8 protein-coding genes are annotated in these 11,071 nt (G+C 38.5%); all 8 read right to left on the bottom strand.

The genetic code is table 11. From position 1 onward, the window contains the following. Window positions 1–266 precede the first annotated feature (266 nt). The 8 genes from rbfA to rseP all read right to left on the bottom strand — a co-directional run bounded on the left by rbfA (window position 267) and on the right by rseP (window position 11,058). Complete coding sequence (rbfA, locus tag BW721_RS03150; RefSeq protein ID WP_076766023.1) at window positions 267–626, bottom strand: 30S ribosome-binding factor RbfA; 360 nt, start codon at window positions 624–626, stop codon at window positions 267–269. A 41-nt stretch (window positions 627–667) separates the two neighbouring features. Beyond that, a complete protein-coding gene (gene infB, locus BW721_RS03145) occupies window positions 668–2,866 on the bottom strand; it encodes a translation initiation factor IF-2 (protein WP_076766021.1) in 2,199 nt (732 codons plus the stop codon). A gap of 13 nt (window positions 2,867–2,879) precedes the next feature. After that, entirely contained in the window at window positions 2,880–3,197 is a 318-nt protein-coding gene (locus BW721_RS03140; RefSeq protein ID WP_076766019.1) for a L7Ae/L30e/S12e/Gadd45 family ribosomal protein, read from the bottom strand. After that, window positions 3,184–3,480: an RNase P modulator RnpM gene (gene rnpM / locus BW721_RS03135; RefSeq protein ID WP_076766017.1), complete on the bottom strand. Its 297-nt coding sequence runs from the start codon at window positions 3,478–3,480 to the stop codon at window positions 3,184–3,186. The genes BW721_RS03140 and rnpM overlap by 14 nt, the downstream gene beginning before the upstream one ends. 17 nt (window positions 3,481–3,497) lie before the next feature. Beyond that, window positions 3,498–4,763, bottom strand: coding sequence for a transcription termination factor NusA (gene nusA / locus BW721_RS03130; RefSeq protein WP_076766015.1), 1,266 nt, complete (start codon window positions 4,761–4,763; stop codon window positions 3,498–3,500). Between the two features lie 26 nt (window positions 4,764–4,789). After that, window positions 4,790–5,263, bottom strand: a complete 474-nt coding sequence (gene rimP / locus BW721_RS03125; RefSeq protein WP_076766013.1) for a ribosome maturation factor RimP — start codon at window positions 5,261–5,263, stop codon at window positions 4,790–4,792. Between the two features lie 145 nt (window positions 5,264–5,408). Further along, window positions 5,409–9,734, bottom strand: coding sequence for a PolC-type DNA polymerase III (locus BW721_RS03120; RefSeq protein WP_076766011.1), 4,326 nt, complete (start codon window positions 9,732–9,734; stop codon window positions 5,409–5,411). Between the two features lie 76 nt (window positions 9,735–9,810). Continuing rightward, the gene (rseP, locus tag BW721_RS03115; protein ID WP_198031428.1) at window positions 9,811–11,058 is read right to left on the bottom strand and encodes an RIP metalloprotease RseP; all 1,248 of its coding nucleotides are present in this window, start codon (window positions 11,056–11,058) and stop codon (window positions 9,811–9,813) included. Window positions 11,059–11,071 lie beyond the last annotated feature (13 nt).

Below are 11,071 nucleotides of genomic sequence, written 5' to 3'. Positions count from 1 at the left end.
CTTTATTGTCTTTTGTAATTCATTTTATCATATAACAGTAAAAATAGTGTCTGTAAGAATATATCCCGTTTTAGTTAGTCGATACAACTCTGAAATCTCTTCTGTATCTTACATTTGAGAGTAGAAATGTAAGATACAGATCGTTATTGGGAGGTTGTATCTTACATTCTAGAGCCTAACTGTAAGATACAGCTGTCTTTTTTGATCTGTATCTTACAGTTAGGACAAAAAGACACTAGGGAGCTGAACTCCCTAGTGTTTTTCCATTATCTCGCGTCATCCTCATCGTGGATTTGACGAATTAATTCTTCAATCTTATTACCATACGCGATTGATTCATCACGCTTGAATTCTATTTCTGGCGTACGATATAAAGATAATTTTGATCCTAATTCTTTACGAATTAGGCCTGTTGCTTTTTCCAAGCCTAGCTGAACCTTTTCACGGTCACTTGCTAGTTCTTGAAGCGTACTATAGTAAATGGTTGCGTTTTGCAAGTCACCCGTTAGGTCAACATCAGTAATTGTCACATCTTTGATACGTGGATCTTTGATGTTTTTTGACAAAATGGTGTTTACTTCACGTAAGATTTCTTGCTTTACTCTACCAGCGCGATAGTTTGCCATGTCATTCTCTCCTTTATAGCTGTCGTAGTAACAGGATAACGTTATTTTCTAACGATTTCAACCATTTCGAATGCTTCGATGACATCATCTTCGCGAATATCGTTGTAGCCTTCAATCATTAAACCACATTCAAATCCTTTTGCTACTTCACGAGCATCGTCTTTAAAGCGTTTCAAGCTCGCTAGTTCGCCTTCAAAGATAACAATGTTATCACGAATAACACGAACGCCACTGCTACGTTTGATGACACCATCAGTAACGAATGCACCACCGATTGTACCCACTTTAGATACTTTAAACGTCTCACGAATAAGCGCAGATCCAGTGATTTTTTCTTCGTACTCAGGATCAAGCATCCCTTTCATAGCTGTTTCAATCTCTTCAATTGCGCTATAGATAACACGGTGAAGACGAATATCAACACTTTCTTGGTCTGCTTGAATCTTAGCTTGAGGTGTTGCACGAACGTTAAACCCGATAATAATCGCATTACTTGCTGCAGCTAGTGTGATATCACTTTCGTTAATCGCACCTACAGCCGAGTGAATAATACGGATACGAACGCCTTCTACTTCAATCTTTTGTAAACTTCCAGCAAGTGCTTCAACCGAACCTTGAACGTCAGCTTTAATAATAATGCCAACTTCTTTCAATTCTCCCTCTTTCAAGCTAGAGAATAAGTTATCTAATGTCACTCGGTTTTGGTTGTTACGTGATTCAACTTGTGCACGTTTAGTACGATCTTCCCCAACTGAACGTGCCGTTTTTTCGTCTTCAAAGACTACGAAACGGTCACCAGCTTGAGGTGCTTCGTTCAAGCCAGTAATTTCTACAGGCATAGATGGTCCAGCTGTTTTTACACGGCGACCTTGATCGTTAGTCATCGCACGAACACGACCGAATGTATTACCTACAACGATAGGATCTCCTACTTTTAATGTTCCAGCTTGTACTAGTAATGTTGAAATCGGTCCTTTTGATTTATCAAGACGTGCTTCAATGACACTACCGATTGCTAAACGATTTGGATTAGCTTTCAGTTCTTGTACTTCAGCAACTAATAAAATCATTTCTAATAGTTCGTCGATACCTTCACCAAATTTAGCTGAGATGTTAACGAAGATGGTATCGCCACCCCATGATTCAGGAATTAAACCATGTTCTGTTAATTCTTGCATAACGCGGTCAGGGTTCGCTGTCGGTTTGTCAATTTTGTTAACTGCTACGATAATCGGAACATCTGCTGCTTTCGCATGGTTAATCGCTTCAACTGTTTGTGGCATAACACCATCATCAGCTGCAACAACGATAATCGTAATATCTGTTACGTCCGCTCCACGCGCACGCATCGTTGTAAAGGCCGCATGTCCTGGTGTATCCAAGAATGTGATTGGTTTTTTATCAATTTCAACTTGGTAAGCACCGATATGCTGTGTAATTCCACCAGCTTCACTTAAACTTACTTTTGTATTTCTAAGTGAGTCAAGTAGTGTTGTTTTACCATGGTCAACGTGTCCCATAATGGTAACAACTGGTGGACGAGTTGTCATTTCTTCTTTGTTATCATCTTCTTCGAAGTAAACTTCCAAGTCAGAAATATCAACTTCTATTTTTTGTTCTGCGTTAATGCCATAATCAGCTGCAATCAACTCTAGTGTTTCAGCATCTAGCGGTTGATTTTGAGTTGCTACAATCCCCATCATGAACAATTTTTTAATGATTTCTGCTGGTTCACGGTGTAGTTTTTTAGCAACATCTTGAATATTCATACCTTCTGTATAAATAAATGTTTCTGGCAATTCACGGAATTTACGTTGTGGTACAGGTGGTTTAGGCGCACGGTTATCACGCTTTTTATTACGGTTGTTACGTTTGTTAAAGCCGCCTTTACCTCTATTATTATTAAAGTTACTTTGATTTCCACCTCGTGCAGGTTGACGGTTGCCTTGGCTTGCTGGCTTTTGTCCGTCAGCTTTTTTAGCAGCAGGTTTACTTGCTGGCTTAGCACTTTGGTTAGTCGTTGTTGTTTTTTGTGAAACTGTTGTATTTTTCTTGTTATGGGAAGATACAGGCGCTTCATTCTTACTCTTCATTTGTTTATCCATTTTTTTAACATCCTCATCTTCCATTATTGACATGTGGCTTTGAAAGTTTAGTCCCGCTTGTTTTGCTTTTTCGATAACGTCCTTACTAGATGTGTTATGTTCTTTAGCATATTCGTAGACTCTTTTTTTAACCATGTCTTCACCGTCCTTATCTCATATTGTTCGTTCCTTTCAGCTTTAAATAACTGTCAGCAAATCCCTTTTCAGTAAAGGCACAAATTGAGCGACTTTTTCCAATTGCAATGCTTATTTCATCAGATGTGAATGAGCTATCAAAAGGAACCTTATAGTAGGTGCATTTGTTTAATAGTTTTTCTTTTGTATTATCGCTACAATCAGTTGCAACAATAACAAGTTTCGCTTCATGACGTTGAATCGCTTTAATCGTTAGCTCTTCCCCGCTAATTAGCTTTCTTGCTCGTGTTGCAATGCCAAGTAGGTTCAGTTGCTTTTTAGACTGTTCCATTAATCTGGCTCCTAGCTTTTTGGTGATCAACGTAATCGTATAATTCTTGGTAAAAGTCGTCGGATACTTCTACTTCGAACTGACGCTCAAACATCTTGTTCTTCTTAGCTTTTTCAACTAATTCAGGTTCTAAAGAAACGTACGCACCTCTACCATTCTTTTTTCCAGAGGGGTCTATTTCAAGAATCCCTTCTGGTGTTCTTACGATTCGAATCATTTCTTTTTTAGGCTTCATTTCATTTGATACAATGCAACGACGCATTGGAATCTTCTTTTTCTTCATAAAGCGTCACCTCTTATTTATTGATCAGAGTCATTTAATAATTCGTTATAATCTTCTTCAGGATCTAATTCCACTTCAGCGATACGATTTTCTGTTTCGTCAGCATCCAAGATATCTTCAGCGACTTCATCTACTTGTTGAATGACTTCTGCTGGATTAACAGCATCCATCTCAAGAACTTCATCAATATCTGATATATAAATCTCTTCTTCAACAACTTCTGATGTGTCAGCTTGTTCTGCCATCATGACACCATAATCTGTTTCTGATTTAATATCAATTTTAAAGCCTGTTAGTTTAGCAGCTAGACGTGCGTTTTGTCCACGTTTACCAATGGCAAGTGATAATTGATAATCAGGAACAACAACTGTACAGCTACCTTTTGCAGGTTCAAAGTCAACATGAACCACTTGTGCTGGGTTTAGAGCATTTGCAATATATTGTGCTGGGTCTTCATCCCACTTCACAATATCCATGTTTTCGCCTTTTAATTCATTAACAATCGCTTGAACACGTTGTCCGCGAGGGCCTACACATGTTCCGACTGGATCAACGTTAACGTCGCGTGAGCGAACAGCGATTTTCGAACGGTCCCCTGCTTCACGAGCGATTGAAATAATTTCAACAACACCGTCATAAATTTCAGGAACTTCTTGTTCGAATAAACGTTTCAACAAATCAGGGTGGCTTCTACTTACAAAAATTTGAGGGCCTTTTGATGTGTTTTCAACTTTTGTCACATAAACCTTAATACGGTCATGTGGTTGGAACTCTTCTCCTGGAATTTGTTCTTGTTTTGATAGAACAGCTTCGATTTTACCTAAGTTAACATAGATATAACGAGAATCTTGTCTTTCAACAACACCATTTAAAATATCATTCTCATAAGCAATGAACTCATCATAAATAATACTGCGTTCTGCTTCACGGATACGCTGCATAATAACTTGTTTAGCTGTTTGTGCTGCAATTCGTCCAAAGTCACGTGGTGTCACTTCAAAGCGAATTTTATCACCGATTTCGTAGCCTTTATTAATTTCAATCGCATCTTCGATGCTTACTTCTAAAGTTGAGTCAAACACCATATCGACAACTTCTTTAACTGAATAAACATGGATATCACCATTTTTTTCGTTAAATTCAACATCAACATTTTGTGCTTGTCCATAGTTACGTTTATATGCAGAAACTAAAGCTGCCTCAAGAGCACTTATGACAATCTCTTTTGAAATACCTTTATCTTTTTCTAATACATCTAGAGCACTAAGCATATCTTTATTCATTTTTCTAATTCACTCCCTGCTTCACTTTAAAATTGGATGGCTAGTCTTGCTTTCGCAATTTTTTCACGCGGAATTTCAATTGTTTTCACACGTGTTTTAATTTTAATTTCAAGTTTCACGTTGTCTTCTGTAACTTCTAAAAGCGTTCCTTCGTGGGATTTTTCTCCATCGATGGCTTGGTAATAAGACAAGTTGACGTAGCTTCCAACGGCATTTTGTAAGTCTTTATCTGTCTTTAATGGTCTTTCTGCACCCGGAGAGGATACTTCTAAGAAATAAGCCTGAGGAATTGGATCTGGATCCATTTGATCCATAATATCGCTGACGCGCTCACTTACCCATGCACATTCTTCAATATCAATTCCACCTGGTTTATCAATGTAGATACGTAAAAACCAATTTTTACCTTCTTTCAAAAATTCTACGTCAACCAATTCAAAGTTACGTTCATCGACAACAGGCAAGACTGCTTCCTTTACAACATCAACTACTCGGCTCACAAAAACCCTCCCTTTATAATCTCTCAAATCAAATTTTAGTGCCCTATGCGTTAAAAAGAGCGAGCGTCTCCGCTCACTCCCTCAGCAACTTTATTCTTTATAAAGCATACACTATCTATCCTTAAAAAGCAAGAAAAGCGGCTTTTTAGAAGTCAAATAGTGACAATTGGTTTTCATCTGGCATACCGTCTAAAACACCATTTTCAGTCATGTACTCAATAATGGTTTTAGAGACTTTACCTCTTGTTTGTAAATCTTGTTTTGATAAGAATGGTTGTTCTTCACGCGCAATGACAATTTGCTTGGCCACGTTTTCTCCCAAACTTGGTACTGCTCTAAATGGCGCAATTAAGCTATTACCATCAATAATGAAGTTGGTGGCATTAGAGCGATCAATATCAATCATTTTAAATTCAAAGCCGCGTTCTACCATTTCATTAGCGATTTCAAGTACCGTTAAGAGGTTCTTCTCCTTAACCGATGCTTCTAGCCCTTTATCCATAATCTCTTTCATTTTAGCTTTAATGGCTTCTTTACCTTGTGACATAGCTACCAAATCAAAGTCGTAAGCACGAACTGAGAAATAAGCGCAGTAATACAAGATTGGATCGTGAACTTTAAAGTAAGCAACACGAAGTGCCATTAAAACATAGGCTGCCGCATGGGCTTTCGGAAACATGTATTTGATTTTTAAGCACGATTGAATATACCATTCTGGAATATTATTAGCTCGCATGTCTGCTTGCCAGTCATCTGGAATGCCTTTACCTTTACGAACACTCTCCATAATCTTGAACGCAATACCATCTTCCATGCCATGATAGATTAAGTAAACCATAATATCATCACGACAGCCGATAACATCGGCAAGTGGAATATTATTTTCACGAATTAAGGTTTCCGCATTCCCTAAATAAACGTCGGTCCCATGCGATAGACCTGAAATTTGAAGTAATTCGGCAAAGGTTGCTGGTTTCGTTTGTTCGAGCATGCCCCGAACAAAGCGCGTTCCAAACTCCGGAACACCTAGTGTACCTGTCTTACTAAAAATTTGCTCTGGTGTGACACCCAAGACCTCTGTTCCAGAGAATATCTTCATAACCTCAGGATCATTTGGTGGAATCGTAACAGGATCAATACCGGATAAGTCTTGCAACATCCGAATCATTGTCGGATCATCGTGACCTAGAATATCCAGTTTCAAGACATTGTCATGAATAGAATGGAAGTCAAAGTGAGTTGTTTTCCATTCGGATGATTGGTCATCAGCAGGGAATTGGATTGGTGTAAAATCATAAACGTCCATATAGTCTGGAATAACAATAATCCCACCCGGATGCTGTCCGGTTGTCCGTTTAACACCTGTACAGCCTTTAGCTAACCGATCAACTTCTGCAGCTGAATAATGATAACCATGATCTCGTTCGTAACCTTTAACATAACCATAAGCTGTTTTATCCGCTACTGTACCAATTGTTCCTGCACGGAATACATAGTCTTCACCAAAAAGAACTTTCGTATAAGCATGGGCTTGTGCTTGATACTCACCCGAGAAGTTCAAATCGATATCGGGAACTTTATCCCCATAGAAGCCCAAGAATGTTTCAAATGGAATATCATGGCCGTCACGGTCCATCATCGTGCCACAGCTTGGACATGCTTTTTCTTCCAAGTCATAACCAGAACCAATCGACCCGTCATTAATGAAGTGACTATAATGACAGCCTGGACAGCGGTAGTGAGGCGGTAACGGATTTACTTCCGTAATCCCCGTCATAGTAGCCACAAAACTTGAACCAACTGACCCCCGTGACCCAACAAGATAGCCGTCCTCATTGGATTTATGAACAAGTTTTTGTGAAATCAAGTAGATAACAGCGAACCCATTCCCAATAATACTTTTTAGTTCCTTTTCTAACCGCTTGACAACAATGTCTGGCAAATCTTTACCATAAAGGCGTTTCGCTTCATTATAAGAGAGCTCTTTAATTTCGTCGTTGGCGCCTTCGATATTTGGTGTATATAATTTATCTTTAATTGGCGTAATCTCTTCAACCATATCGACAACATGGTTAGGATTCTCAACAACAATTTCCTTAGCGACCTCTTTACCTAAGAATTTAAAATCATTCAACATCTCATCGGTTGATCTAAAATGTGCTTCCGGCAAGTTTAGCTTTTTACCTTGGTTAATTTTGAGTGATCCTAACAAAATTTCACGGTAAATGGCATCTTCACGGTTTAAATAATGGACATTCCCTGTTGCCACAACGGGTTTATTTAGTTCCTTACCAATTGTAACAAGCTCGGAAATGATTTCTTCTAAATCACTTTCATTCTTCACTAATTCACGTTCAATAAGAGGTTTATAAATCCCTTTTGGCATGACTTCGATGTAATCGTAGAATTTTGCACGCTCACTGGCTTCTTCTTTACCTTTTTGCATCATAGCTTCAAATATTTCGCCATTGCTACAAGCAGATCCAATTAATAAATTTTCACGTTTCTCCATTAAGAGACTGCGTGGGATACGAGGTACTCGGTAATAGTACTGCACAAATGACAGACTGAGTAATTCAAATAAATCTTTTAGACCGTCCTGGTTTTTGGCTATAATCGTCGCATGGAATGGACGCGCTTGTTTATAGGAGTCCCCTTTTCCAACACCATCATTTAGTTGATCGTGATAGAGGATATTGTGATCTTCCTTAGCTTCTTTTATAAAAATCCAGCACAAATGGCCTGTTGTTTCCGCATCAAAAACAGCCCGGTGATGCTGTTCCAGATTAACGTTGTAACGTTTAGCTAGTGTGTTCAAACGATGTGATTTTAGTTGCGGATGTAAAAAGCGAGACATCTCCAGTGTATCAATAACAGGATTTGGTGCTTCTCCTAACCCTAAACGTTCATAGGATTTGTTAATGAAACCCATATCAAATGATGCATTATGGGCAACTAAAATACCGTCTTCACAGAACTCCCGGAATTTAGGCATAACAGCTGCTTCATTCGGTGCATCGCGTAACATCGAATCTGTAATCCCTGTTAAGTTAATGATGAGTTGTGATAAGGCAACCCCAGGATTGATAAATGCTTCGAATGTATCAATCACATTTCCCTTGTACATTTTAACGGCCGCAATCTCAATAATGGTATCGTAAACGGCTGATAGCCCGGTTGTCTCAACGTCAAAGACAACATAAGTACTTTCTGATAACTCTTTGTGAACAGGATTGTAGGCAACGGGAACCCCATCATCGACAATGTTTGCTTCAACACCGTAAAGGATTTTTATGCCATGCTTTTGGCCGGCAGCGTGAGCATCTGGATAGGCTTGAGCAGTCGCATGGTCAGTAATTGCAATGGCTTTATGGCCCCACTTAGCTGCCTGAGCAACTAAATCAGATACACTATTCGTCGCATCCATTGAACTCATATTCGAATGTAAGTGCAGTTCCACACGTTTTTCATTGTCAGGAGCATAATCTTTACGTTCAGGAACGTTTACTTCATTAACATCTCTCGCATTAATCACGAGATCTCTCATAAAGGTATCTTCTTGAACACTACCTCGAACCCGAACCCAAATGCCCTTTTTCACTTTTTCAAAGTTTGCTTCATCTTTTTCATTATTAGAAAAAATCTTCACACTAAATGAAGAAGAATAGTCAGTCACTTTAAAAATAAGTAACTTTCTTCCCGAACGCAGTTCTCTGACCTCACTATCAAAAACATGTCCTTGAACAATAACAGACCGTTCCTCTTCTGTTATTGAAATCATTTGTCTCGGCTCTTCTTTATCTGGAATATTAGAGCCAAGCTGAAGTGGTCCTTCAACCATACCACCGTTATCGGCTTTCTTACTTTGCTCTGCTTCATAAATCTTCAAGTTTTTCTCAGCTTGCTGAATCATAATCGCTTCTTGTTCTTCTTTACGTTCCAAGTAGCGTGTACGCATCTCTTCAGATGCTTTTTCATTCAACTCAACTTGAATTTTAAACTCTGGAAAACCTAGGACTAAGAAATTTTGTTGAATAAGAGAGAGATAATTGTCTTTCAAGTGGTTTTTAGTAATTTCATTAGCTAACTGTAATGTCACAACACCATCTTGTACAATAGGTGCGTGATTTCTCAAAATGTCTTTTACGATTGGTGACGAGATATTACTACGATTAATGACTGTGTCCCAATAATCTATAATTTTTTCATCAGTAATTACCGGCTTTTCAGCCTTTAATTGCAAATCAATGTCTGCAATGGTCTTAAAAGCGCGTGTTAAATTCGAGGTCAAGGCTTGAAAGATTTCAAAAGGTAAAATATCAGGGAAGCGAAGGATAAAATGCCAAACTTTTGATTTTTTATAAACATAAACTTGCTCTACTTCACCCTCATTAAAATACGGTAGATAGTCTACCTCATTTTTCAGCTGAATTTGTTCTAGCAGCTGCTGGAAAAGTTCTTTTTTATTCATCCAATCTACCCAACTTTCTATCAAGAAAAAAAGTCAAAGACATCATTGATTGAGATCTTTGAACTTTTTTAGTTTATTAGCCACCAAAGAAGAATCTTTGGATATCATTCCATGTAATTAAAATCATCAATATAAAGAGTAAACCAACACCGATAACAGTAATAATACCCTCTTTTTCAGGTTCTAGTGGTTTGCCTCTCACACCCTCTATAATGTTAAGCAGGATTTTACCGCCATCTAGGGCCGGGATCGGTAAGAGATTAACAGTACCTAAGTTAACACTTAAAAACCCTAAGAAACTTAAAATACTATAAAAACCATAGCTAACGACTTCTTCCGTTGCAGCGTATATCGCTACAGGCCCACCAAAGGCATTTATATCAAATCCCTTAGTAAACATTGACAAAATGAGGCTGAATATAGAACTGATTACAAACCAAGTTTGAGAAAAACCATACATGATTTTAGCCCCAAAAGAGCGATCAATACTTTGTTGAATACCAATCAGTCCTGTTTCAGGATCTGAGGTTAGCTGAATATGTTGTTCCTCTTCATCTCGCTCAATTAAAAGCTCCATATCTTTACCTGGATTTTCTTGAATTAGTGCGGTCATTTCAGACCAAGTGCTAACTTCCTGACCGTTAATAGCCGTTATGACATCATTGGCTTGAATACCTGCTTCTTGTGCAGGACTATTTGTAACGACATCCCCTACTTGAGAACGATTGACTGCTACCCCACCTTGCATAAAAGCTAAGGAAGAAAAAACAATAACACCTAAAATAAAGTTATTCATTGGCCCTGCAAAGTTTGTTAGCATACGGTTAAACAAGGAAGCCGATTGGAATTGAACATCAATAGGAGCCACTTGTACTTCTGTTCCGTCAGTTTCAATAATTAAAGCATCTCGTTTTACGCCATATCGGCTTGCTTGTTCCTGACCAGGAACAACGCCCTCAATCACCATATCGCGATCCAAATCAAAGTGAGTAAGTTCGAGAGGAACAGCATCAATAAGTTGCTTTTCACTCAAGTTAATGTGAGTAACGTCTCCTTTTCCATCCAAAACAACGCTGAGCGGCATTCCCGCCTTTAACTCCGTTTCATCGTCTCCGTAACCAGCCATTCGGACATAGCCCCCAAGCGGTAATAGACGAACGGTGTAAGTGGTATTGTTTTTGCGGTAAGAAAAAATTTTAGGGCCCATGCCAATAGCAAATTCCCTCACTAAAATTCCTGCTCGTTTAGCAAAATAAAAATGACCAAATTCATGGATAATCACTAGAACACTGAAAATGATGATAAAGGTGATAATTGTTCTTATCAAAATGATGCAC

This window comes from Jeotgalibaca sp. PTS2502, assembly GCF_001975685.1.
GTDB classification, from domain to species: domain Bacteria; phylum Bacillota; class Bacilli; order Lactobacillales; family Aerococcaceae; genus Jeotgalibaca; species Jeotgalibaca arthritidis.
This window is presented reverse-complemented; position numbering and strand designations above follow the sequence as displayed.